Below are 22,428 nucleotides of genomic sequence, written 5' to 3'. Positions count from 1 at the left end.
GTTACTCCGATTTGAAAATCAACTCCCGCGCCTCAGTCCCCTTCCCACCTGCCACCGAGTAAGACAACTCCGCACCCTCAACCTGAAACCCCGCGAAGATCTCACGAATCTCCGGCCGATCATTTATGGACAGTATGAAGCCGCCTTGAAGGCCCTTCAAACGGTCTGCAAGAACCTCGAACTGATCCCGGCCAAACAGCGCTTTGCCGTAATCATCCTCGCAGCCGTAATAAGGCGGATCGAGATAGAACAGCACGCCGGGCCGGTCATAACGGTTGATGAAGGCCAACCAGTCCAGGTTCTCGATGACGACACCAGAGAGGCGCTCGTGGACATCTTCCAGGAGTGGAGCCAGCCGGGTTAGATTGAACCGGGCGCTGCCCTCGTGCTGGACGCCGAAGGTCTGGCCCGAGACCTTGCCACCAAAGGCGAGCTTCTGGAGATAGATGAACCGGGCGGCCCGCTCGAGATCGGTCAGCGTTGCCGGATCGCATGCCTTCAGCCGCTCGAACTCACGACGACTGGTGATCTGGAATTTGAGCGTATCCATGAACTGCGGATAGTGCCGTTGAAGAATGCGGAAGAGGTTCACGACCTCGCCACTGCGGTCGTTGATTACCTCGGTCCTGGGCGCATTCCGCGCCGAAAGAACACACCACCCATGCCGACAAATGGCTCGGCATAGGTCTGGTGTGGTATTGCCTCGATCATCTTGACCAGGCGCGGTGCCAGGCTGCACTTGCCGCCGATCCAGGCGGCCGGCGGCTGAGTATTGGGGACGGGCCGGAAGGCTTCATGATTCACCATTTCAAAAATCTCACGACTCAGTCACACAGTCCCCGCCCTGCAGGGTACGGGTGCGACAGTTATCGTTTTCTGCTGTCGGACGGGTTTGGACGCCAATCTTAGGCCCGTCGTTGGGGTGCGTTGCAACACCCCGGCCACCCGGCTGCTACCTTCCAAGGCCCCAGCCGGATCGCGTTTTAGGACGCTTCCGAATGGTCCTCGGACGAAGGCATTGGAGTGAAAACCTCGGCTGGCACCAAGTCCGGCGCTTCACCCCTGACATAATCAGGATCTTGCGGAGCCAGCCGCCGCAATGCTTCTGCCAACCGGTTCGACAAGCTATCGACGGCACCCGCATATTGATCGGCCTGCTGTTCCAGCATCTTGTTGCGCTCACGCAGCGCCGTTTCGAGAATGCTCATGGCTCAAGCCTCCCCGCTTTGGGCATCGGGCCAGGAGAAGGCTGGAAGCTCGGTCAGGAAATCCGCGACTGTCGGGATCGGCCGCTGTTTGGCGATCACCTTCTCCAGCTCTGCCAAGGAATAGACCCAGACATCGGACCGCCAGTCTTTAAGCGCTGCGGCCTCGGCCGCGAAGGTCGCGTGCTTGTCGCCCACGTAGGTGACGGCGGTGGTCAGGCTGTCATAGCCGCGCTCGCGCGCCTTGGCGTTCATAAACTGCTGGATGGCCAGCTGATAGCGAGCCTTCAGCGTCTCGTCGGAGATCGGCACATTGACCCAGCCGTCCACCGTGCTGGCAACGAAGTCCGGGATGGCAGGCAGTTCGGTGACGGCAGAGAGATAGGCCCGCTCGTCGCTCAGCAGTTGGTCCTGGATGGCCTGTTGTTCTTCAGAGGTCAGGCCATTAGTCATGTGAGCCGCGACCCCATACCAAAACGTGCGGGCATTGAGGATCTGCTGGCGACCAAGCCACCAGGCGGCCATGGCTGCCCATCGGCTGGAGCGGTTGGCAGTTACTTCCACGATGACGCCATCCACCATGGCCTCATACATGCTGCTGATATTGTACATGTTGGTTGTCCTTTCGTTACCAGTCGAGTTCGCGGAACACGCAGTATTTGATCACCATGCTGGCGCTGTAATTGTTCTTGAAGGTGAGGGTTTTGTTGGAGAGCGTGAGGCGCGCGTAATACCAATTGCCCGGCACCTGATTGAGGTTGTTGCGCAGCACGATGAACGGGTAATAGGTATAGGTGCCGGTCAGCGTGACGGTGACTGTCGCACCCGATCCGACAGTGACCAGCCCTTGCTCAAAGGGTACGAGGCCGGAAAGCGTCTCATAGAACGCGAGCTGCGTGGGGTCGGTGACGGTGGTGACATCATAGCCCGCTTTCGACACCCGGATCTGATAGCTGTTGCCGTTCTGGCCGATGAAGATCCTGTTGGTCATCACGCAGCCCTGTTCTTGAAAATCATATAGCAGAACTGAAATCTGTTGGTGTCCTTCGACGTGTCGAGGATCACCACCTTCGCCCGCAGCGTGGTGTTGTTGAGCAACCAAGCACCGGTGTAGCGCAGGATTGAGCTTTGACCGTCGCTGGCGCTTTTGGCATTGACCATCGAGCTGCCAAGGTCGTTCTGCCCCCACATGGTGGGGTAAAAGCAACTGCCGACCGGCAGATCGGAAAGTCCGCTCAGGCGATTGTAGAAGGACGCATGGAAGATCGGCGTGTAGCCGAGATCCGGGAAACTGATCTCGGAATAGTAGATCGTCGCTGTCAGCGTCGATGAATTGTAATAGATGTTCTGCATATTGACGCTGCCCTTGACGTGCAGGTCCAGCGTCTCAAATCGCGTATCCATCAATCTGCTTTTCGTTGGTGCATAGACATCATCGCCCGGCTGGCTGATGAAGATGCCGACTTCGCCGTTCAGGCTGCCAATATGAATTCTGTTGGTCATTGGGAGATCGCAAATACGATGTATCGGATAATGCCAGGCCAACGTGCGTATACGCCGTTGACAGCAGGGCCGCGAAATATCGTGATGATGCCGTCTTCTATGGTGGCTGGTACGCCGCCCCTGCCACCAAGGTTCCCACCCAAAGGTGCCGTGCATCGGATCTCGCCAATGCCTTGCGATTGGAAGCTATTGGAACGAGGCGTGTACTCGTGAAAAACATACGCGGCAGGGGCATAACCCACGGTCGGGAATGTGATCGTTAGTGAGGTATTTGTAGCCGTGACGTACTGATCGCCGTCAGCACTACTATACCTTGGCGCGGGATCGGTGATCTGCCCCCGCGCGATGATCAGGCCGGTAAAGCCCCAATTGCTGTCAAAGACCTTGTTTTGATCGGCGACGGAAAGATCGGCAGCGTCATAGCCTTCCTTGGTGACGATCATCCGACCCGGTGTGATGGACAGTCTGTTGCTCATGGAAATCTCCAGTCCGTTTAGTCGGTGATCAGGATCGTGCCTGCGTTGAGGGAAATGATCATCTTGCCGTTCGAGCTGCGGATCTCACCGGCTGTCACGGTGCCAAGGTTTGCGGTGATGGCGGAGAGGCTGTTGACCGAGAGCTGGTTGGCGGTGATCGCGCCGTCGACGATCAGTTCGGCGGCGTTACGTTTGTTGACGACGAAGCCGCCGACATAGACGTCCCCGGTTGTTGTAGTCCGCATGACATAAGCCGTCATCCGGGCCAGCCGGGCGTTTGCGGGCGATGTGACATTGACGGTCGCCGTGCGAAACCCTGGCCCCACATCCCCGGCGAGGTAGTCGATAAAGGAGATGAGGTTTCCGGCTGCGTCGTACCAAATGATCCGCAACAGCGGAGACTGATTGGCGATGCCAAGAGCTGTTCCCGTCACCCGGTATTGCGTGCTGCCTTGCACGGGGAAAAGCTTCCCCGCCAATTCGGCGCTATAGCCGGTCGCACCTGCAACATAGGGGTATCTGGCCTGTGAGCGGGACGCCATTCCGCCAACATATGGGTCCGTCCAAGGATACCAGCCAGCGCCCGACCAGGAGTTTCCGAAGTCCTGCATTTGATTGTCCGGCACCAGATTGGAAAAATCGGTCAGCACCAGCTGTTTGGCTGTCACGGAGTTGGCCGCAAGCTTGTCTGTACCGATGGTGTCGGCTGCAATGTTCGTCCCGGTGATCGTCAATGCAGCAATGCTGGTGCCAACGACAGCACCGGCTGCAATGGCAGGGGTGGTGATCGCACCCGCCGAGATCTTGGAGGCAACGACGGAATTGACCGCCAGGCTATCAGCCGTCACCGATCCCGCAACAATATTGCCATTCTGGATCAGAGTGACGCCGGCCGCAGACCACGGCGTCGGTTCGCTCTGATTGGCGGTCGCCTCCCCGAAGAACGGCTTGTGGATCCAGAGATAGCTATCGTTCTGCCCGTTGACCGTTCCCTTGTGACGGAAGAAAATCCAGGCATAGACCGAGCCAGCCGGTGCCTGGGCTTTGAACCAGGCGCGCTGATAACTGGACAGCTGTTTGCCCGGATCGATGTTCTGGTTTGCGGGAAACACGCCAGCATTGGCAAAGGCCAGGACATTGCCTGCCGCATTGGCAAAGGCAATGTAAGGCTGGATGCCGTTGCAGCGATGACCAAGGTAATAGGTCGATAGCTCGTACCATTTGCCGCCCTCCACAGAGATATAGTCGTAGTTGGAGCCGTCCTTTTTGTAGGTGGCGCCGATCTCAAGCCCTTGCGTTCCATTGACCTGCCGGATTTCCAGGGCGCCGGGTACAGGAGCAAAGGTGTCGGTCCGAAGGGTCATGGTCCAATTGCCGAGATCGGCGTTGGCATATTCCACACCCCAGCCGGTCATGCCGGCCGAGAAGTCGGAGTTCTTGATGAAGTTCGCGCCCTGCCCGACCGCCAGCAGAGTGGTGGTGATGGCGCCAGCCGCGACCTTTGCTGTCGTCACTGCACCGGCAACCAGCTGGTCGGTATTGACAGCGCCCGTTGCGATCTTGCCGGCAATGACCGAATTGGCTGCCAGCTTATCCGTGGTCACGGAGCCTGCCGACAGCATGTTGGCAAGGATCGTGCCGTCAATGATCAGCTCGGCGGCATTGCGCTTCTGCACGATAAAGCCACCGACATAGACATCGCTGTTGGTGGTCGTTCGCCAAACATAGGCAGCCATCACCGCCTGCGTCGCACCAGTCGGAGCCGTCAGATTGACCGTTGCCGTGACCGGCCCGGCCCCGCGATCCCCGACGAGGAAGTCGATGTAGTTAATCAGGGCGCCGGTTCGATCCAGCCATTTTATCCGCAAGAGCGGCGATTGATTGCCGTTCGAATAGGCTGATCCGGTCACACGGTATTGCGCACCCGCTTGGACCGGAAACGCCTTGCCGAGCAGCTCGTTGCCGTAGCCGGTCATTCCTGCCACATAGGCGAACTTCATCTGCGACCGGGAAGCCATGCCGCCAAGATACGGGTCCGTCCAGGACGACCAGCCCGACCCGACCCAAGAGCTGCCGGGGTTCTGCATCTGGTTATCAGGTACAAGATTGGTAAAATCGGTCAGCACCAGCTGTTTGGCGGTGACGGAGTTCGCAGCCAGGTTATTCGCACCGATGGTGTCGGCGGCAAGCTTGGTCCCGGTGATAATGCCATCAGCGATCTTGGAGGCGACAATGGCCAGATCCGCGATCTGCGAGCCGATCAACTGCCCGGTCAGTTCAGCCGTCGCCACCGTCTTGACATAGGCAGCACCATTCCAGCGATAAGCCTCGCCATTAAACGTGACATAGGCAGACACACGACTGGTCGGCAGCGCGGTGACAACGCGCACTGGCTCAATGCTGGCGGCAAACTTGGTCGCGTCAACCGCCTGGGCCGCAAGCTTTGCACCCGTCACCGCCGCATCGGCAAGCTTGTCGGCGATGACAGACTTAGCCGCCAGGATCTCTTGCGTCACCGCCTCGACCTGGAGCTTGGACGTGCCGACCGCCGCATCCGCGAGCTTCAGATTGGTGACAGCCTCGTCCATGATCTTGGACGCCGTCACCGCCGCATCGGCGATCTTCGACGACACAATCGAACCGTCGAGAACGTCAGTCGATTCCGACAGGTTCAGCGTGGTCACCGCGATCCACGCGGATGCCTCCGTTTGACGGGCGCTGACCGGCACCAATTTGCCCTGCACCTCATATTCCGTCAGCGCCAGGCACCAACTCCCCGAAAGCGTCCAACTGGCGGGCGCGCCATAGGGATTGGCATCGCTATCCAGGACGATCACACCGGTTGCCTTGACGCGGACCTTGACCCAGACACGGGCAACGTCATCCAGGTCACTTGCACAGGAGATTACAATGGCGGGACGGCGCTGCTGGCTGGCGCTATCGGTGACCGAACCCGCCGAAACCTGGAAGCCGGTCATCGCTTGCACCGGAGCCGCGACCGGCCCTGTCCAGCCGATCACCGGTGCCACGATGGTCTCCGGAGGATCGTAATCGGACGGATCGATCTCCGTCAGCGCCACCTGCCGCAACATGCCGGACTGACCGGTATTTCCCGTCACCAGAAACTTCTTGTTCGAATAGGCATTGCGCACCGAGGTCCAGGCGACAACGTCATTCGGCTCCAGGGCCGCTGCCAAAGGTGGCAAGGTGACGACATGGGTTCGAAACCGGCGCTGCTCCTTCACCATGGTTTCGATCAGCGATTGCACCTGCGCCGAATAGGGAACGGCGGCAAAGGAAACGGAAACCGGCAGCGAACGATTGCCGTCTTCGGCTTCCAGCGTCAGGTTCCGGTTCTCCGGGGCATCTTTCGTCGCCCATTTTTCCGCTGGCTCCGGATAGGTGCCGGTCACGCGGTTATGGGTCGATTTCAGGGACGGGAACGGCTCGAAATCCTGATCCTTGGTGATGACGATGCCGTCATCGTCAAAGGAATAAACGGCAGAGCCAGGCGCGCCGACCAGCGGCTTGATGAAACCGCCGACCTCGGCAAAGCGCCCGGCGCAGGCAATTCGCAGATCCTCAAGCACGTCCAGCGGCTCGGTATCGAGCGTGACTTCCAGGCCGCAACGGAACTGCGGCGCATCATTGATGGTCCGGTCGCATTCATTGGCGGCGGCAAACCATGATGCATTCGGCAGGCGGTGCGCGGAAACATTCTGGCCGCCGTAAAACCAGTCGCCACCGTAGTAGATACCACGGGCGATGTTATAGGCGGCGGTGATCGGATTGAGCGTGGCTTCATAGGTCGCGGGATCATTCCAGCGATGCGCACCGCTGCCGCCATTGGTGCTGTCCTTGCGCGGATCGTAGAACGGCGTCGGTTTCGGCTCATAGATACCGGTTGGCATCCCGGAAAACAGATCGGAATTATAGCGGGCCGTCAGAATGATATATTGGGTGCCACGCCCGATGCGGTCCGATCCATAAGGCCGATCGGCATTGCCGCCAAACTTCGCCACCAGGAAGCTGTCGGCTGCGGTCTGGGTGCCGTCGTAATATTTGATCCAGAGGTAATCCTTGCCGCTTTTGCGAAACTCGGTGACAGGATAACCACGCCCATCCGCATGCGGCTTTGACCAGTCGACCGTGCATTTCTTGTCATCGATCCAGATGCTGTTCAGCCCCTGAGAGCCGGCATAGGACGGCAGGTTGGCAAGCTCGATGACGTCGGTCAGATAAGCATTGGGCGTGCTGCCGTCGCTGCCCCAGGTGCCGATATATTTGCGCCGGCCACCGACGGCCCGCGAGCCGATGATAAAGCTCATCGGCTGGTCTTCGCCCATCTTGATTTCCAGCACCTGGCCGGAAGCCGCCGTCTTGGTTTTGCCGGTCAGAGCCTTTTGCAGCAGGGAAAAGCCAAAGCCGACCGCAACGCGCGCGACGACACTGCCAATGCCGGTCGCAAAAAACGAGCCAATAGCGGCAACCGCACCAGCCACCGGTCCGGCATGAGCCGCATCGGCCGAGAGCAACAGGTAAAGCAGGATGGAGAGGGCTTTGAACGCCATTTAACCCACCCTGAAGGCCATGGTGGCATGCAGCAGGCTGACGGTCCCCAGGCCCTGCGGTCGCAACACAAAGATCCGCTCACCGTTCACCACGCCGAGTGCATGACCGATCGGGCCGTCGTAAGCGATCGCGGCGATATCACCGATTTGCGCCTGGCTGGGATGGATTTCCGGCAACAGGGATGCGACCAGCGCACCAAGCGTCTCGAACCCGGCCGCGCGAATAATGGCGGCAGCGCTCTCCTCGTCAAGGTAGGGGTTGGCGATCATGCCAGCCGCCAGATCGACGCCGGTCAGCGCCTGGACGAGCCGGCCGGCAAGGCCTGGTCCGCAATCATGCACATACCATTCGAAAGGTCGGGCTTTGATCTCATCGATCGCTATCTCGAACCGCGACCGCCAGTCTTTCAAGCGCACGAGCGTCTGCATCAGCGCGACCTCGCGGGATCGCTGAACGGCAGGAAAAGGCGGTCTTTTGGGCTCTGGTTCATGCCGAGCAAAGTGGCTCAAGGCAGCCCGTCAAAACAGCCGCAAGGGCTTGTGGGGCGGCGTTGGCGGGCTTTCAAACCCGCCTCAAACACCCTTCGAAGACATAGCACACAATGGCGAGGGAGCAAGATTGCCGGTTACGCCGATCAGGTGGATTTCTGGCCCCAGGCGATCTTCCAGGTGGCAATGACGGCCGTGTCCTTGCCCCATTGATCATTGCTGCGGGCCTTCTGCCCCTCATAAGAGCTTTTTACGGGGTTGGAGCGGGTGAGCATCGACATGACGTCCGAGACAGCCTTGATCGAAGCGGATCCCGTGCCGCCTGTGCGCGGCGTCTTGATCGGTGCGCCGTCGATCTCGCCCATGAAGATGATTGACCCCGGGGCAATCTGCTCTCCGGTTTTCGGGTCGATCAGCAGCTCGTGGATTTCGACCTTGCCGAGCCGCAGATCATATTCGCGCACGAGCTGACGGGCAGCATCGGCAATCTGGGAAATGTCGATGGTGATCGTCTGAACGGTAAAGTCGGAGGTCTGCGGAATATCGCTGACCTTCAACAAATTGCCAGCGGCGATATAGGAACGGCTAACCAGCGATCCGTCCAGGCCGCTGAAGACCGTGAGGCTGAGATCCTCGTCGCCAGACCAGAAACCGCGTCCTACGGTATGGCCGGTTGATCTTTCCTTGGCGGTGAACCAGGCAAGCGTTCTCGGGGCAAAGCTGCCGATCGGTGCGCGCTCCAGCGCGGCCAACGTGGCGCTATCAATGTCTCGCATCAGACCCTCCGCTTTTGAATGACTTTGAAACCCGCTCCCGACGTGACCGTCCTTTTGGCTTCGCCGGGATTATGGCTTTCGGGAACGATGACCACCGGACAGGCCGGGCGGATCAATATGACCGCCATGCCGCTCGCAACGGCCAAAGGCAGGCGCGGGAAAATCGGCGCATCGAGATTGCCATTCGCATCAGCCGTTGCTGGACGCGATACCTCGGCAAAAGCAATCTGGTCGCCGTAGGTGATTTGCAGCTTATCGCCCGGCGACAGCTGATAGCCTGCCGGAAACCCGGTCATCCTCGCTGTCACGCGGTCAGTGCCGATTTCCCGAACGGTAATGTTGCGGCCCGCAATCGCTGTGCCGTTGGGATCGAGCAGCGGATATTGACGGATCAGGTCGCAAACCAGGAAGGCAGTGCGAACACCATCCAGGCTGCGGATTACGGCGGCAACTTGTGTCAGTTGATCGTTTCGGGATGTGGCGAGTGTAACCTCGGCTGTCCAAAGCGGCGCGGCAAGCTCTGCCTGCCAGACATCGCCAGAACCGAGGCTGTCGAATTCGTCATTGCGCTGGATGCTCCAGGTCACCGACGAGATTGGTAACAGGTCAAAGACCTCGGATAGGGCAAGAGCCGCCATTATCGCCACCTTGGATGCGCGCTGATCGTCTGCATGCGGTCCGGCATCGCCCGGTCATATTCATCGAGCGCCTGCTGCATTCCGGCATAGGCTTCGGCCCGCATCTCGTCCTTCCCATAGGCTCCGGCCATGTTGAGGGTGATGGTGGCACTGCGGGGCGCCGATGCTCCTGCCCCCGGCTGGTCATTGCCGTTGGCGGCAGACCAGAGCCGCTTTGGCGTCGGATAGCTGTCTACCATGCCGCCATCGGCATAACCGCGTTTTCCCAACCGCATGGCTTCAACCGTGTGCGGGCCGCCAGCACGGGCAATATCAGACTGGCTCCAGACGATCTCGCCCTTATGGACCACGCCGGCCGGTTCATAGACGCCACCAGCGCCGGTATAGCCACCGCCCGAATAAAGACCGATACCGCCGCTCAGGATCGCCGACTGGAACTGGCTTGATGAGTTAAAGACCGACTGGCCGTAAGAGGTCAGGCCGCCAAGCAAGGAGGCAAGTCCGCCATTGCCCGATGCCTGCGCCTGGGCCAGCACCTGGCCGAACTTGCCCATGCCGGAGCCGAGGCCGTCGAGGCCTTTGGCGGCAACGCCGGTTGCGCTGTTCAAGCCGCCAAGTCCGGAAGCCGCGCTATTGGTGGAACCTGTGACATTACCCAGGGCCGAGTTGAATTTATCGACATAGGCGGTGCTGGTGGTCCCCAAAACATCGGTGGCATTGCCGGCGCTGGCCATCGGCTTTCCGGAAAACCAGACAGAGGCAGCGTCCTGGGCATTGCCGTATTTAGAAACCGACGCGCCAAAATACTTGTTAAAGACCGCGTCCTGCGCCTGCGAGTTGCCCAGATATTCGTTCGGCGTCATCGACGTGCCAAGCGCTGACTTGGTCCAGGAGGGAATATTAGACCCCATCACCTGATACGCACCGTAAGCACGATCACCAGAGGCCGTCACCGGACCAAGCGCCGAGTAATTGCCGCCGCTTTCAATCGAGCTGATGGCTTTGCGATACGCCGACAAGTCCATAACGTTCGAATTGCTGTTGGCGGCCGATTGCGAACCGCCAAGCAAATTGCTCAATCCGCCAGATAGCCCGCCATTCAGCATGACGGTTCCCGCCGTCACCTGCATCGAGCCGACCGATTGTCCCAACGCCTTGCTGGCAATCGACGCCGTATCCGATCCACTGCCAAACAGCCGTGACAGGATCCCGCTGATCCCGCCGACATCGCTCAAGGTGCCGGAACTCGTACCGAGCAATGCGTTCTTCAACGGGTTCTTGATCGCCAATTCCAGGAAGGTCTTATTGATGTCACTGACGATGCTTTTGGCCGCATCCTTGATATTGCCGGACGACAGGCCATCGACAATGCTGTCGATCGTGTTGCCGGCCGATTGCTGAACCGAATTCCAGGCTTCCGTGGTTTTGGCGAGCTGGGTATTCCAGGCGGCGGTTTCGCGGGCGACGCGGCGGATATCATCAGCCCGCTTCGATGTCGGGTCTGTGCCTAACTCGCGGATTTTAACCTCGGCATCATATTGCCCCAGCAAGGCAGACTGATCGGAGGTAGGCCGCGTTGCAATCGAAGTCTGGTAGCGCAGCCGATCCACCGTGGCGGTCTGGCTTTGGAGATAGGATGCCGCACTGGCATCGCGCTGCGAGGCGGCAAGACCCTCATAACCGACTCGTAACTGATTGATGGTGTCGAGCAGCTTGGTCTTTGCCTCCCCTTCAGCCAGAGCCGCCGCCGCGATCAGCGGGCGCAGTTGCAATTCCGTTTCGAGATGGGTCTGTGCCTGCTCGCTGGTCAGCGTGCCAGCCGCAACCTGGGCATTGAGTTTTTCCCGGATCGCCGTTTCCGTTTGCATATCCGCCGCCTGCGCCTGCGAGGATGCAATCGTCTCCTGAATAACCCGATTGCGGGCGCGAGCGGCCTCGGCCGAGACCTGCTCGGCGCTCAATTCCTGGTCAGCCATTTGCAGCCGGGTCCGGCGTGCTTCCAGATCGGCACGAACCAAAGGATTGCGCTCGTTCTGGATCTGGATATCCAGCCGGTCCATTTCCGCTGCGCGGGCCTGGCGATTGTTGAGCGCATCGAGCGCCCGCGTCTGCGCCTCGATACCGACGGTCAGCTTGGCACGATCCTCCGGGCTGAGTGACTGGATGGTCAGGCCCGATTGCATGGCCGCAATGCTGTTGGTCAAGCTTTGGCGCTTGGCGGCATCTGCATTGGCAGGCACAGCGTCGGCCGCAGTCAAGGCGGCTTGGCTCTTGCGGATCTCGACGGCCTTGCGCTGGCGTTCAGCCTCGGCCGCCTGTTCACTGGCCTGCTGCGCCAACAAGGCGTCGAGTTCAGCCTGGATTTTATCAGCCCCGCGCGCGCCGCGCCCGGTCGGTCCACCGACAGAGAGCTGGTTTCGAAGCCCGGCAATCCGTTCTGCCAGGGTCTTGATACCTGCTCCCTTATCGATTGCCTTTCCGATCCAATCGAAGGCATTGCTGGAAGCCGTGCTCACCCCTTCCCAAGCCCGACCCAGGGCGGTCGTCGCTTCGGCTGCCGATGCCAGCTGCGGGGGTAGCGCTTTCAGCAACACGGCTTGCGCCTCAGACTGCCGGTTCTGCGCTGCCAGATTGGTCGCCTGCTTGGCCGTGGCCGCATCGATCAGCCCATATTGCTGGTAGAGAACCTGAGCAGCCTTAGCCGGATCGGCAAACAGATCAGCCAGCGCCTGGCCGGCCGAGGCGGCATCCGTGCCGATCGTTGCGGCAAAATCCTTGCTGATCGAAATCAAGCCTTCGAAATTCTCATTGCCGATCCGTCCGGTACGCAAGAAGGCCGCTTCCATCGAGCGCGCCGACTTGACCGAGACGCCAGCGCTGGCCGCTCCGGCTTGGGCCGCCGCTTCCATCTGCGTGGCCGTACCGGCAACGGCGCGGCCCAGGCCATTGGCTGCCGTCGAAACCTCTTTGGTGGATGTGAGATAGCCGTTCCAGGCGCTGGCACCGACCATTGCAGCGGCAGCAAGCCCACCGATTGAAACCGTGAGCGGCGTGATCAACCGCCCTGCCCCAGACGCAATCGTGCCGAGATCCTTAAGCGCCGCATTGACCCCGCCCTGGCCGGCATACATCTGGATAACCTGCGGCCCCTGTTGCATGGCCACCATGGCGAGCGGCATGCCAAGTGCCGCCGATTGTCCAGTGTCGAATACTTGATACATGAGGTTCTGGCGGCGGAACTGGCCCTCCCTGTCGCCATTCATCGCCGCATTGCGGCCCTTGATCGCATTGATCGAAGCAAGCGTCGCTTGCCGATTGCGCGAGATCGCCGCCGTCATTTCGTCGGTGGACAGTACGCCTTGAGCATGAAGGGTGCGGATCTCGGTCAGCGACGCCTTGTACTGATTAACGGTCGCAAACAACGGATTGTATTTGGCCCGCAACTCGTCAAGCGAACGCCCCTGCATTGCCAAGGCGCCGGTCCACTCGCGGACATTCTGATTGGCGGCAGGAGATCCCAAACCGGTCTGTGCGGCAATCATCTGCTGGAGTTTGGTGGTGCTGGCCGAGGCCTCAGTGCCGATACCGGCAATCGCCTGCTTGGTGGCCTGTGCGCCGGCCGGCACCTGGCTGGCATCGAGTGTGACGGTCGCCGCAAGCTTCAAAGGGGTGGCCATCATTCGTCTCCACTGTTGAGGACAGGCAGTGCCGCTTCCTCCATCACCCGCAAATCAACCCAGACCGGGTCGGCATATCTGCCCCTGCGAAACACCACATCGCAGGCGGTATAATCGAAGCCGATCCAGATCATCCCGCCGAGGCCGACACCCACGACACGCCATTGCGTATCGCACGCCAGGAACGCCATCAGGCTGTCCCAATTGCAGGCCGCGACCGGGTCGATGTCCTCGCCGCTCGCCTCATTCACACCAACCACGACGCCGAACTCGGCAAACTCATTCCGGACCTCTTGCGTCATCGGCTGCGGCTTGGTCCGGTCAATCTTGCCTGTGCGATGCCGCGCCCAGCTCAGGGCTAGCTTTTCGAGTTTCCCAGGCGGGCCTTGTCGTTGGAAACGGCTTCCTCATAGGCCCGGTTAAGACCGACGCGGATCCGGTCCAAGCCGAGTGCCATATCCAGATTGTCGGACGAGAACGGCAGCGGCTGATCGTTGGCATCAATCACACCCCGCCAATTGCTGACCATCAGATGAAACATGCTCTGGTCATGTGCCTCGATCTGCTTGCGGATCTCCTCCGCCTTTGCCGATGCGGCCTTGTAATCGGCTGCGAACGCTTCGGCGGTCGGCAGCTGCTTGACCAGCTCGGCCCGTTTGTCGTCATAGGGCTTCAGTTCGTCCTTGCCCCGGATTACCAGTTCGACGTCGAACGTGCTTTCCTTCAGCGTGCCAGGATGGTCATTGTCCGGTTCCAGCACGGAAACCGGCCACCAGGCAGTCAGGGTTGGAACGAGTTTGAACATGCTTCAAAGCCTCTTTGAAACGCCCGTGGGGCTTACTTGACGGTGATGGTGAATTCGTCGTTGCCAATGGTCGGCAGGACCATCAGCGGCATCTTGTTGTTGAGGATCTTCTGGTTTTCCTCGTAGGTCGTGCGGCCGATCTGCACACGGGCGGCATCGAACTGGACAATGTTGCCGGCGACCGTGCCGTGCTGGGCGGCCATCACGCCGGTCTCGTGCGCCTGGGCTTTGGCAAACCAGTTGATGGTCGCAAGCGTCGTCGCCGACATCGTGGCTTCACCCGTCATCTGCCGATCGGTAAATTCGACGCTCTCAGCGTTGATCAGCAGGCGTGTTTGAATGTCACCGCCCAGATCGAACGAAAACGCCTCGCAGGCGCCGGCATAGCCGAGCAGGGAAAATGTCGTATTGGCTTTGGAGACCGGGACCGGTTTGATGAACTTGGTCAGGTCAATGACTGGATTGGCAGCATCGGTGATCGTGCCGAGCAAGCCAGTCAGCGTGTAGCTGTAACGGGCAATCTGGCTCGGCTGCATAGTCAGCTTCCAGGTGCCGCGCGCGCCAAGCAGGACATGCTTGGTGCCATCTTGCACGAAATAGATCGAGGCGGATTCGAACCCGTTGGAGATCGGCGTATATTTGACGTCCGCTCCCGCCGTGATCACCTCGGCCATGCCGCAGGCACGCATTGGCACGCCCCAGGCCGGAGCAGTCCCGGCCGCTCCGGAGCCGGCAACCTCGACATCGAAGCCGACCCGCGCATAGTTGCCGGTCAGGATCACGCCCTGGTGGCCCATATAGGGAAGGATCAGATCGCGGCTGACATCGGTTCCCAACAGCGGCTCAAAATTGAAATTGCTGGCCTGGATGGCATTGGCGGCCCCGGTCGGTGCGGAATCGGTGCCATAGGCGCCTTCGATCTTGACCAGCAGGGCCTTGTTGCGTGCGTATTTCGTCATGGCTCAGGCCTTTCCCTTCTTGCCGCTGGTCTCGTCCGTGTTGTCTTGGGTTTCGGTTCTTGGCTCGGCGGCAGGCATTTCCTGATCGATGGAGGCTGGCGCGTCGGCGTCGATCAGGGTCAGGCTGCCGTCCGGATTGCGGCGATAGCTGCCGCCCGTCTGCGGGTTCGTCATGATGCCTCCAGGGTTCTGGTGGTTTTCCAGGTCTGGGCAAAGATCGTCGTGCCTTTGCCAAATGCGCTGGCCTGACTGGAGACCAGCTCGAACAAGTCCTCGTGCTCATCCCACGCCCAGCCGGCGAGCGCAGTTTCGATCTCCTGTCGGATTTGCTCGAATTCCGTCATCCGGCCGCCGCCCTTGGCGTCGTCATATCGCCGGATGAAAAACGCGACGATGATCCAGACATCGACCGACTGGCGAAACCCGCCCGTCGCAAACTGGTTCGGGTTTCCTGCTTCTCGAAACGGCAAAACAAAGACTGTGCGATTGGGCGGCAAGACGCCATTGGAAAGGGCTTCCAGATCCTCGGCCGGTCGAATGTCGGTGATCGAGGTCTTGGCCTTCAGCCGCACGATGATTTCGCCGATCATAGAAAGCCTCCGAAATCCTTCGTCGGCCTCACAAGGATGACGCGGCCGGCACCATCGACCGGCTGGCTTCCGGCCTCATCGACCGGGAGATTGATGACCGAACGCGCCACGTCCCTGAGGCCATCCATCGCCGCTTTCCAATCGCGCACGACATGATCCGGCGCGCCGTTGATATGCAGGTGGTAGCGTGCGATCGACACCGCCCATGTCTTGATGAGATTCGGCACGGCGGGCAACGGCAGGCGATAGCGAACGCTGACATAGCCGTCGATCTCGCTGCCTGCCGTTGCGAGCGCCGCCGCGATCACATCTGGATCTGCAACACCGTCGCGGTCGCGATCGGCAACCTGAAGGATCTCGTCCTCCCCGGCCCGCTCAACGATATCAGACAGCGTTGCATAGATGGTCATTCGGCGTTCTCGGTCGGCTTTGCATGAGCGTCCTCGTCCGGGTTGCCGACCGCACCATTATCGCGGAGTTGCTCAAGCACAGTCGCGTCGACGGAGACCGTCTTGCCCGGCATGCACTTGATGCCGTCGATGCGCGCCGGCTTGATCAGCACGACTTCGGTTTTCGGTTCGGCCGAGCCGGTCGCTTCAGTATTCTTCGTAGCCATGATGGTCTCCTGAGGGTGTTTGCCAAAACGACGACGCCTGGCGATGCTTGAGAAAAGAACCTCCAGCGGCACGGATACCGCTGGACGCCGTCATCACATCGAGGACCGTCAGATAACGCCTTCGAATAGGTAGCCGAGCTGCCTGGAAGAGATGACTTCCTTGACGCTTTCGCCGGAGCGGACGCGCACCGAACCCTTCAGACCGATCTTCGGCTCGTCGATCGAACCGGCGATGCGGTCGCCATGCTGGGCGGTCCAGCCGAATGTCGGCGTTGCGTCGATGGAGCTGGCGAGCGGTGCCTTATGGATCAACAGCGCCTTATCGCCCCAGGCCCGTTGGCGGGTCACGGGTTGGCCCTTCTTTGCCCGGTTGATCCAGCCTTCGCCGATGATGATGTCATCCAGCTCCAACAGATCCGCGACCGCTTCCTTTCGCGCCATGCCCTTGTCAGATCCGGAGATGTTCAGGGCCTTGAGCACGTTCGCGTTGGTGCGCAGCGCCGTCCATTCGACCCGGCCGATAACCAAGTTGTTCGGGCGAATGATCATGTTGTCGGCGGCCTGGGAAAACTGTGCGATCGGATCGCTGGCGGCATTGGACCATTTATCCGTTCCAGTCAGGGTTTCCTTGTTTGCCGCGTCATAGGTCGCACTGTTGAAGACCTTGCTGGCGACACGGACCTCCCGGTCGAGCAGCACGAGGTCGATCAGCTTTTGCGCCGAGAAGGCACGCGGATCATAGCCGGCCGGTGCATTGTTGATGTCATCGAGCGGGATCACGTCATCCAGACCGTAGTCTTCGGTCTTGTCCTCGACCTCTTCAGCCTGGAACTCAACCTCGTTCGGCGAGGATTTGCGGCCGACCTTCGTGTCAGGCACGGTGATGAACTGGCCGAAGTCGAACTGCCACCAGGTGAACTTCTTCTTGGGAAGGTTTGGCGTCAGGCGCGGCAAGACCTGATCGGCGATCAGCGTGTTATTCTTGTAGGCGATGATAATGCCGGTCAGGACCGGATCAATAGGGAACGGCGTGCCGCTCATAGGGGCTCTCCTTGGGCTTTAGGGCGATCAGCCCTGGATCCGGTTCGGGGTAACGAGGACGCGGGCGATGTCGCCCAGGACGGCACTGACCGTGAGAATGCCTCCGGTTCGGGCATTGACGCCGGCAGCGGGTGCGGCCGCAACGGCCTTGCCGTTGGCGTCGGCTGTGAAAAACGCACCGAACGTGATTGTGCCGCCGACCTGGATTTCGGTTTCACCAAGCAGGACCACGTCGATCCGCTCACCGATGACGGCTCCACCCGGGTAATCGGTCACGCCGATGATGTTGTCTGTGGATGCCGTCGCCAGGGCCACTTCGCCATCATTGGCTCCAGCCTTGACCTGCACTTGATGACCGATCGCCGTTGAGGCGATGAAGGACTTGATAAGCTTGTTCATGGTTGACCCTTTCCGGCCTCAGCGCTTGGTGAGACGCATGGCGGCTTCTGCGGCCGACAAGTGTTCGCCACGCTCCTTTGCCGCCGCGATTTCGACATTGATGGCGTCCTTGACGTGAAGCGGATCGGAGAAGTCCGGGCCGTCGCCGGTGGCCAGTTCACCAGTTGCGACCGGCAAAGGCAGCTTGCTCAACAGATCCCGCAGGCCCTGGCGCGGAGAAATCGACTTTTCCGTTCCGCCGTCGGAAAACGAAATCGTGCCATCGCTCAGGTCAGCAAACAGTGCCGTGGCCAGCGACTTGAGGCCAACCGGCAGTCTTCCGGCGGCAGACAGCTGCTCAACGAAGGCGGCATCTTCCACCGCGCGCGTTTTGCGCCGTTCTTCGACATCCGTCTTTACCTTTTCGGCAAAGTCCGCCTCCTGTTTGGCCAGCGCCTCTTCGCGCGCCTTCAGGGCGGCTTCCTGTTCCTTGTCCATGTCGTCCTCTTTTTTGGCTGAGTAGTTGGTGGCGTCAGGCGCAGGCGCGATATCATCCGCAATGCGCAATGGGTCGGCCGTCTCGGTGATGGAATCGATCTGCAAGGACTGGATCAGACCATCGGCAAAATCGGCGCCCTTTTCGGCGACGATGAAATCCCGCATGCCTCGAATGGCCTTCAAGACCATGTCGAAGCCTGAAGTTGTCCGCATCGGTGCAACGACATCATCGAATGCGATCACATCCTCGTCGTCGGCAAATTCGACCGCCTTCAAGCCTTTGACGGCCGGCGCGGCTGCCCCGAGAAAACCGACATGGCGCAGATAATATTTGCCGGGAACCGGATTGTTGGGATGGTCAGGCGAATAGAAGCTCGCGGAGACCTTGCGATACCGGCGCGCTTTGACCAGTTCGGCAAACTGAGGCTCGATATCCTCAGGCTCGGCAACCAGCTGGCCGTCCTGGAACGAGATCGACTTGACCCAGCCATAGGCCGGATGATCATCTCTGGGATGACCGACGACGATCGGCGCATGGTGCAGCGCCGGATCATATTGGGAGGCAACAGCCTGCAGATCGGCATCCGAGAAAGCAAACTGCCTGCCTCGGCTGTCGGTATGGGTGCCAGAACGGAAAATATTGATCGGTTTCATGCCGAGCAGAATCGCTCAAAGCAGGCTCCCAAAACAGCCGCAACGGTTTGTGGGAGATGGCCGATAGGTCTGATCGGCACCTGAATTACATATCACAGCCGACCACAAGGACAAGGCATCGAATTCAAACCCGATTTGAAGGCCTTAGGCGCGTTTTGCGCGCCCGCTGCGACAACTGATCGTCTTTGGGGTCTGAAGGCGCTCCCTGAGCTTTAATTTTAAGCGCCTGCTTGTTCGATAGCGTCGAGAAAATGGTCTTCGATGATTTCCTCGATCCGCACCCGATCCTCATCGTTGATCCCAAGAAATTGCCGCTTCGGCATTTTCACGCTTTTGACCACGAAGCTCTTGCCGCCCATCGAAAACATCAGTGCCGCTGCGCTCTTGGGAACAATGGTTCCGCCCTCGTTATGGATGCGGGCATAGATCATGTCAGATCCGATATCGACAGAGGTCGAGGATGCCAATTGCCAGATGACCCGCGACAGGTCGCCGGTTTGGCCCGTCAGGATCCTCGGCCCTTTTTTGGTCTCTTTGTAAAGCGGATTGAGAGCCGCCCATGCATTGCCATCGGGGTCTTTCTCATCCCGGAACCGCTGCTTGGTCGCTTGCACCTCGTATTCGCCGATATTCTTGAACACCGGGGCCAGATCGGCCGCAGCGGCCAGAAAGCGTTCAAGCGCGTCCTCGACTTGCGTGGCATCGATCGTGATCGTCGTGGCAACCATCTGGCTCTCCGTTGTTTTGGCCGCTCCTGCGTGGTATTATCAGCTTCGGCTGATCGAGGGTTTCCGGACCCCTCCGTAGATCGGCCGACCTGCCAAGGCGCGCACCGGAATGCGCGCCTTTACTTTTTCCGGTAGAGCAAAGCACCCCGGCGATAGCCCTCGATATAAGCATCGGTCGAATCGAAACCGGTGATCGCCGTCCACCCCATCTTGGTCCATTCGAACCGAACGAACAGGCTCTTGCCGTCTGGCAGCAAGACGCGCTTCAGATAGGCGCGCCGCAGCACGATGCCGGATTTGACAGCGGCCCAATCTACCCAGATTTCATCCGGCGACTGGATGGCATCGGCCAGCAGGCCGGCATATTGGCCGCGTCCGCGCTTGCCGCTCTTCAGACCGACAACCGAACCATCAGGCATGCGCTGCTCGAACATCGCCTTGTCGATCACGATAAGGCCACCCGAAGCGTCGCGGTAGTAACCTGCCTCGTCCCCCTGTAGCCCAAACCGCGTGAGAAACGCTTCGACGTAAGCCTGCGGTTCCAGATCGGCGGGAAGGATGTCTTCAGGCTTTGCCCGTGCCGGTGCTGGCAAGGGAGGCAAGGTCTCATGGATCGTCGCGCCAACGGCCGGCAGTGGTTTGCGCAGTGCCGTCGGGACTATGCCGGTCTGCCATTCCTCACCGACGTTGTAATCCCAGCCACGATCGATGCCGGGATAACGCACCTCTGGAGCGCCCGTGCGCGGATCCACGCTCTCATAGGGATTGAGATCGGGAGCCGGGTCCGGACCATCCTTTCCAAGGCGGCTTAAATCGCGCTTTGAAAGGGCCTTTACGTCACAGCCGCAGCCCCAGCCATTCGGGGGATACATGATCTTCCAGGCCGGGTCGTCCGTGGCCAACACCAACCCATCCCAAGCCAGATGCTGGCGACGCGGATGCAAGGCGCCGGAATGCACATATTGCAGATAGGGCCGGTATTTCAAAACGTCCGGATCTGTGAGCTGCGCCCAGCGCCCGGCCATATAGGAGGTGCGCATATTGGTCGTGTAAATGATCCGCGCACGCCAATCGCGCCGCTCTTCCTCCGTTGCGCCCTTGGCGTTGAACGCCCAGCCGGTGCGATCGACGATGGCGTCAAAATCCTTGCGAAATTCGTTGAAGCCCGTGCCTTGCGATCTCGCCTTCAGCACTGCCGCCATGAAGTCCGACAGCATGTCGTCGCGCGTCACGCCGGCGACGGTAAAGCCTCGAACCTGCCCCTGACGCATCACATCGTCATAGCGCCTGGTCGGCAGATTGACCTTGCCTTTCAGGAAGTCGATCGCCTCCTGGAACGGGAGCTGGTCAGCCATCAGCGCTGGCCCGCCCTTCGAGATTGGCAAGCAGGTTTCCCTGGGCCATCAGTTGCGCCAGCTCGTCCACCGAAAGATCGCCGGACAGTCGCGCCAGCCGCTCCATGAGATCGTCGTAAGACACCGCCTCGGCGAAGGCCGCCCTGACATCCTCGATCATTGCCTCGATGACCGGTCGGCCAAGCTCGCCCATCTGCTGCGACAGGGCACCGACTGTCTGTTCTGTCTGCGTTTGCGGCCGTACCGGATCGATGAATGCCAGCCCTGCCGTTGCCCCGGGCTTTGGCTCCGGCTTGTTCGGATCGGCCGACTGCACTTGCCGCTCAACCCACTCGCCGCCATAGGTCTCATTGATGTAATCGACGGACGCCGGCTTATAGCCCATGTCATAAATCGACTTGTCCCGGCTGACCTTGTCGTTCAGATCCTCAGCTTCTGAAAAATCGCGCCAGATATCCGGTACGGCTTCACCGGGATAGTTGATCGCAACATACCAGGAAACCGCACTATCCCTGTAGGTCTGGCACACAAGATCAGCGTCAGCCTTGGCGATCGCAACCCGGACTTCGTTGTGAATATCCCCGAGTGAACGAGCGCCGCGCTCGCCAGAATTGGTGCTGAGTGTCTCGCCAAGCACGGCCTCGCTCATCAACTCGTCCAGATAGCGGGCAATGCTGCTGAACGGGTCGCCGGTGCTTTTTGCCTCAAGCAGCTCCACTTTCACATTCTCGGGAAAGACCAGGCTGTCGGATCCTTGCATGGCAGCAAAGACGGCCGCAAGCTGGTCTTGTTTGGTCTTGTCGAAAGCTCCCTGATACTGCCCGAGTGTGGTCGGCGCGGCATGTTTACGGGTCGCCTGGAGCCAGTTGGCGAGCACCTGCCGCTTGAACCAGGCAGGCCAGAACAGCACGGACCCGATGCCGATGCCATAGGGATCGTCATCGTCGTCATCGACAGAATGCCTGTGGACGATGAACTTGCGGTCAGGCACCTCAACGCCATCGGCCGGAGCCGAGCGGGTCAACATCCGCAACTGACTGTCCATGTCGAACCGGAACCGGCGCTGTTTCTTGATCTTGATCGCGGCTGGCGTCCACCGCCCCCCATCGTTCGTCCAGATCGTTTCGCCGACTGCAAAGCCTTTCAGCACTGCGCCCATAAGCCCCTTGGTCAGTCGGTCAAAGTTGATCGCCTTCGACCACTGCTTGACCTCGTCCGCGATCTTCTTGTCGATGCGCCGCTCCGAGGCCGGAAACACGTCCCACTCCCGGCTGACGACTTCCAGCTTCCGCTTCTGCAGAACGGCGAAGGCATGCGGGTCACGCCGGATTTCATCATAGACCTTGTAGGCCGATGCACCGCCGCGCGAGACAAGCACTTCGTCGGTCGGCTGCATGGTCGTCTGATAGATCGGAACGAACGGATCCGACTGTATGGTTGCGATTTCCGCGACGTCAGGCTTGGCCATC

At 60.0% G+C, this 22,428-nt stretch carries 23 protein-coding genes and 1 pseudogene; all 24 read right to left on the bottom strand.

What is annotated here, in order from left to right:
• Position 1 precedes the first annotated feature (1 nt).
• Positions 2-807, bottom strand: a pseudogene (locus tag H1Y61_RS08105) (DNA adenine methylase).
• Between the two features lie 176 nt (positions 808-983).
• Positions 984-1,208 carry a hypothetical protein gene (locus tag H1Y61_RS08100; RefSeq protein ID WP_180574290.1) on the bottom strand — a complete coding sequence of 75 codons (225 nt, stop codon included), beginning with the start codon at positions 1,206-1,208 and terminating at the stop codon, positions 984-986.
• 3 nt (positions 1,209-1,211) lie between these two features.
• The gene (locus H1Y61_RS08095) at positions 1,212-1,817 is read right to left on the bottom strand and encodes a hypothetical protein (protein WP_180574289.1); all 606 of its coding nucleotides are present in this window, start codon (positions 1,815-1,817) and stop codon (positions 1,212-1,214) included.
• Positions 1,818-1,833: 16 nt separating this feature from the next.
• Positions 1,834-2,196: a hypothetical protein gene (locus tag H1Y61_RS08090; protein ID WP_180574288.1), complete on the bottom strand. Its 363-nt coding sequence runs from the start codon at positions 2,194-2,196 to the stop codon at positions 1,834-1,836.
• Positions 2,196-2,708, bottom strand: a complete 513-nt coding sequence (locus H1Y61_RS08085) for a hypothetical protein (RefSeq protein ID WP_180574287.1) — start codon at positions 2,706-2,708, stop codon at positions 2,196-2,198. The genes H1Y61_RS08090 and H1Y61_RS08085 overlap by 1 nt, the downstream gene beginning before the upstream one ends.
• On the bottom strand, positions 2,705-3,184 hold the full coding sequence (locus H1Y61_RS08080) for a hypothetical protein (RefSeq protein ID WP_180574286.1): 480 nt from the start codon (positions 3,182-3,184) through the stop codon (positions 2,705-2,707). The genes H1Y61_RS08085 and H1Y61_RS08080 overlap by 4 nt, the downstream gene beginning before the upstream one ends.
• Positions 3,185-3,201: 17 nt before the next feature.
• Entirely contained in the window at positions 3,202-7,755 is a 4,554-nt protein-coding gene (locus H1Y61_RS08075; RefSeq protein WP_180574285.1) for a phage tail protein, read from the bottom strand.
• The gene (locus H1Y61_RS08070; protein WP_235680860.1) at positions 7,756-8,184 is read right to left on the bottom strand and encodes a DUF6950 family protein; all 429 of its coding nucleotides are present in this window, start codon (positions 8,182-8,184) and stop codon (positions 7,756-7,758) included.
• Between the two features lie 206 nt (positions 8,185-8,390).
• Complete coding sequence (locus H1Y61_RS08065; protein WP_180574284.1) at positions 8,391-9,020, bottom strand: hypothetical protein; 630 nt, start codon at positions 9,018-9,020, stop codon at positions 8,391-8,393.
• Positions 9,020-9,658, bottom strand: a complete 639-nt coding sequence (locus tag H1Y61_RS08060) for a hypothetical protein (protein WP_180574283.1) — start codon at positions 9,656-9,658, stop codon at positions 9,020-9,022. Before H1Y61_RS08060 ends, H1Y61_RS08065 begins: the two co-directional genes overlap by 1 nt.
• A complete protein-coding gene (locus H1Y61_RS08055) occupies positions 9,658-13,338 on the bottom strand; it encodes a phage tail length tape measure family protein (RefSeq protein ID WP_180574282.1) in 3,681 nt (1,226 codons plus the stop codon). The genes H1Y61_RS08060 and H1Y61_RS08055 overlap by 1 nt, the downstream gene beginning before the upstream one ends.
• The gene (locus tag H1Y61_RS26650; protein WP_197971648.1) at positions 13,335-13,637 is read right to left on the bottom strand and encodes a DUF1799 domain-containing protein; all 303 of its coding nucleotides are present in this window, start codon (positions 13,635-13,637) and stop codon (positions 13,335-13,337) included. Before H1Y61_RS26650 ends, H1Y61_RS08055 begins: the two co-directional genes overlap by 4 nt.
• Positions 13,638-13,693: 56 nt before the next feature.
• Entirely contained in the window at positions 13,694-14,140 is a 447-nt protein-coding gene (locus H1Y61_RS08045) for a hypothetical protein (RefSeq protein ID WP_180574281.1), read from the bottom strand.
• Between the two features lie 32 nt (positions 14,141-14,172).
• Complete coding sequence (locus H1Y61_RS08040) at positions 14,173-15,099, bottom strand: phage tail tube protein (RefSeq protein WP_180574280.1); 927 nt, start codon at positions 15,097-15,099, stop codon at positions 14,173-14,175.
• A 3-nt stretch (positions 15,100-15,102) separates the two neighbouring features.
• Entirely contained in the window at positions 15,103-15,273 is a 171-nt protein-coding gene (locus H1Y61_RS08035; protein ID WP_180574279.1) for a hypothetical protein, read from the bottom strand.
• Positions 15,270-15,689, bottom strand: a complete 420-nt coding sequence (locus H1Y61_RS08030; protein WP_180574278.1) for a phage tail terminator protein — start codon at positions 15,687-15,689, stop codon at positions 15,270-15,272. The genes H1Y61_RS08035 and H1Y61_RS08030 overlap by 4 nt, the downstream gene beginning before the upstream one ends.
• On the bottom strand, positions 15,686-16,099 hold the full coding sequence (locus tag H1Y61_RS08025; protein WP_180574277.1) for a gp436 family protein: 414 nt from the start codon (positions 16,097-16,099) through the stop codon (positions 15,686-15,688). The genes H1Y61_RS08030 and H1Y61_RS08025 overlap by 4 nt, the downstream gene beginning before the upstream one ends.
• Positions 16,096-16,305 (bottom strand): DUF7210 family protein, encoded by a 210-nt coding sequence (locus H1Y61_RS08020; protein WP_180574276.1) that lies wholly within the window; start codon positions 16,303-16,305, stop codon positions 16,096-16,098. The genes H1Y61_RS08025 and H1Y61_RS08020 overlap by 4 nt, the downstream gene beginning before the upstream one ends.
• Positions 16,306-16,413: 108 nt before the next feature.
• Positions 16,414-17,346: a major capsid protein gene (locus tag H1Y61_RS08015; protein ID WP_180574275.1), complete on the bottom strand. Its 933-nt coding sequence runs from the start codon at positions 17,344-17,346 to the stop codon at positions 16,414-16,416.
• A gap of 27 nt (positions 17,347-17,373) precedes the next feature.
• Positions 17,374-17,745, bottom strand: coding sequence for a hypothetical protein (locus tag H1Y61_RS08010; RefSeq protein ID WP_180574274.1), 372 nt, complete (start codon positions 17,743-17,745; stop codon positions 17,374-17,376).
• An 18-nt stretch (positions 17,746-17,763) separates the two neighbouring features.
• The gene (locus tag H1Y61_RS08005; protein ID WP_180574273.1) at positions 17,764-18,876 is read right to left on the bottom strand and encodes a peptidase; all 1,113 of its coding nucleotides are present in this window, start codon (positions 18,874-18,876) and stop codon (positions 17,764-17,766) included.
• Between the two features lie 218 nt (positions 18,877-19,094).
• The gene (locus H1Y61_RS08000) at positions 19,095-19,604 is read right to left on the bottom strand and encodes a phage virion morphogenesis protein (protein ID WP_180574272.1); all 510 of its coding nucleotides are present in this window, start codon (positions 19,602-19,604) and stop codon (positions 19,095-19,097) included.
• A gap of 119 nt (positions 19,605-19,723) precedes the next feature.
• Positions 19,724-20,959 (bottom strand): PBECR2 nuclease fold domain-containing protein, encoded by a 1,236-nt coding sequence (locus tag H1Y61_RS07995; protein ID WP_180574271.1) that lies wholly within the window; start codon positions 20,957-20,959, stop codon positions 19,724-19,726.
• Positions 20,952-22,427 (bottom strand): DUF935 domain-containing protein, encoded by a 1,476-nt coding sequence (locus tag H1Y61_RS07990; RefSeq protein ID WP_180574270.1) that lies wholly within the window; start codon positions 22,425-22,427, stop codon positions 20,952-20,954. The genes H1Y61_RS07995 and H1Y61_RS07990 overlap by 8 nt, the downstream gene beginning before the upstream one ends.
• Between the last annotated feature and the right edge of the window lies 1 nt (position 22,428).

The sequence above is a fragment of the Agrobacterium vitis genome (assembly GCF_013426735.1).
In the GTDB taxonomy this organism is placed as follows: domain Bacteria; phylum Pseudomonadota; class Alphaproteobacteria; order Rhizobiales; family Rhizobiaceae; genus Allorhizobium; species Allorhizobium vitis_D.
This window is presented reverse-complemented; position numbering and strand designations above follow the sequence as displayed.

Excerpts from the sequence above, each read along its gene's own strand:
- H1Y61_RS08100 (WP_180574290.1), bottom strand. The coding sequence starts at position 1,208 with ATGAGCATTCTCGAAACGGCGCTGCGTGAGCGCAACAAGATGCTGGAA.
- H1Y61_RS08095 (WP_180574289.1), bottom strand. The coding sequence starts at position 1,817 with ATGTACAATATCAGCAGCATGTATGAGGCCATGGTGGATGGCGTCATC.
- H1Y61_RS08090 (WP_180574288.1), bottom strand. The coding sequence starts at position 2,196 with ATGACCAACAGGATCTTCATCGGCCAGAACGGCAACAGCTATCAGATC.
- H1Y61_RS08085 (WP_180574287.1), bottom strand. The coding sequence starts at position 2,708 with ATGACCAACAGAATTCATATTGGCAGCCTGAACGGCGAAGTCGGCATC.
- H1Y61_RS08080 (WP_180574286.1), bottom strand. The coding sequence starts at position 3,184 with ATGAGCAACAGACTGTCCATCACACCGGGTCGGATGATCGTCACCAAG.
- H1Y61_RS08075 (WP_180574285.1), bottom strand. The coding sequence starts at position 7,755 with ATGGCGTTCAAAGCCCTCTCCATCCTGCTTTACCTGTTGCTCTCGGCC.
- H1Y61_RS08070 (WP_235680860.1), bottom strand. The coding sequence starts at position 8,184 with ATGCAGACGCTCGTGCGCTTGAAAGACTGGCGGTCGCGGTTCGAGATA.
- H1Y61_RS08065 (WP_180574284.1), bottom strand. The coding sequence starts at position 9,020 with ATGCGAGACATTGATAGCGCCACGTTGGCCGCGCTGGAGCGCGCACCG.
- H1Y61_RS08060 (WP_180574283.1), bottom strand. The coding sequence starts at position 9,658 with ATGGCGGCTCTTGCCCTATCCGAGGTCTTTGACCTGTTACCAATCTCG.
- H1Y61_RS08055 (WP_180574282.1), bottom strand. The coding sequence starts at position 13,338 with ATGATGGCCACCCCTTTGAAGCTTGCGGCGACCGTCACACTCGATGCC.
- H1Y61_RS26650 (WP_197971648.1), bottom strand. The coding sequence starts at position 13,637 with ATGACGCAAGAGGTCCGGAATGAGTTTGCCGAGTTCGGCGTCGTGGTT.
- H1Y61_RS08045 (WP_180574281.1), bottom strand. The coding sequence starts at position 14,140 with ATGTTCAAACTCGTTCCAACCCTGACTGCCTGGTGGCCGGTTTCCGTG.
- H1Y61_RS08040 (WP_180574280.1), bottom strand. The coding sequence starts at position 15,099 with ATGACGAAATACGCACGCAACAAGGCCCTGCTGGTCAAGATCGAAGGC.
- H1Y61_RS08035 (WP_180574279.1), bottom strand. The coding sequence starts at position 15,273 with ATGACGAACCCGCAGACGGGCGGCAGCTATCGCCGCAATCCGGACGGC.
- H1Y61_RS08030 (WP_180574278.1), bottom strand. The coding sequence starts at position 15,689 with ATGATCGGCGAAATCATCGTGCGGCTGAAGGCCAAGACCTCGATCACC.
- H1Y61_RS08025 (WP_180574277.1), bottom strand. The coding sequence starts at position 16,099 with ATGACCATCTATGCAACGCTGTCTGATATCGTTGAGCGGGCCGGGGAG.
- H1Y61_RS08020 (WP_180574276.1), bottom strand. The coding sequence starts at position 16,305 with ATGGCTACGAAGAATACTGAAGCGACCGGCTCGGCCGAACCGAAAACC.
- H1Y61_RS08015 (WP_180574275.1), bottom strand. The coding sequence starts at position 17,346 with ATGAGCGGCACGCCGTTCCCTATTGATCCGGTCCTGACCGGCATTATC.
- H1Y61_RS08010 (WP_180574274.1), bottom strand. The coding sequence starts at position 17,745 with ATGAACAAGCTTATCAAGTCCTTCATCGCCTCAACGGCGATCGGTCAT.
- H1Y61_RS08005 (WP_180574273.1), bottom strand. The coding sequence starts at position 18,876 with ATGAAACCGATCAATATTTTCCGTTCTGGCACCCATACCGACAGCCGA.
- H1Y61_RS08000 (WP_180574272.1), bottom strand. The coding sequence starts at position 19,604 with ATGGTTGCCACGACGATCACGATCGATGCCACGCAAGTCGAGGACGCG.
- H1Y61_RS07995 (WP_180574271.1), bottom strand. The coding sequence starts at position 20,959 with ATGGCTGACCAGCTCCCGTTCCAGGAGGCGATCGACTTCCTGAAAGGC.
- H1Y61_RS07990 (WP_180574270.1), bottom strand. The coding sequence starts at position 22,427 with ATGGCCAAGCCTGACGTCGCGGAAATCGCAACCATACAGTCGGATCCG.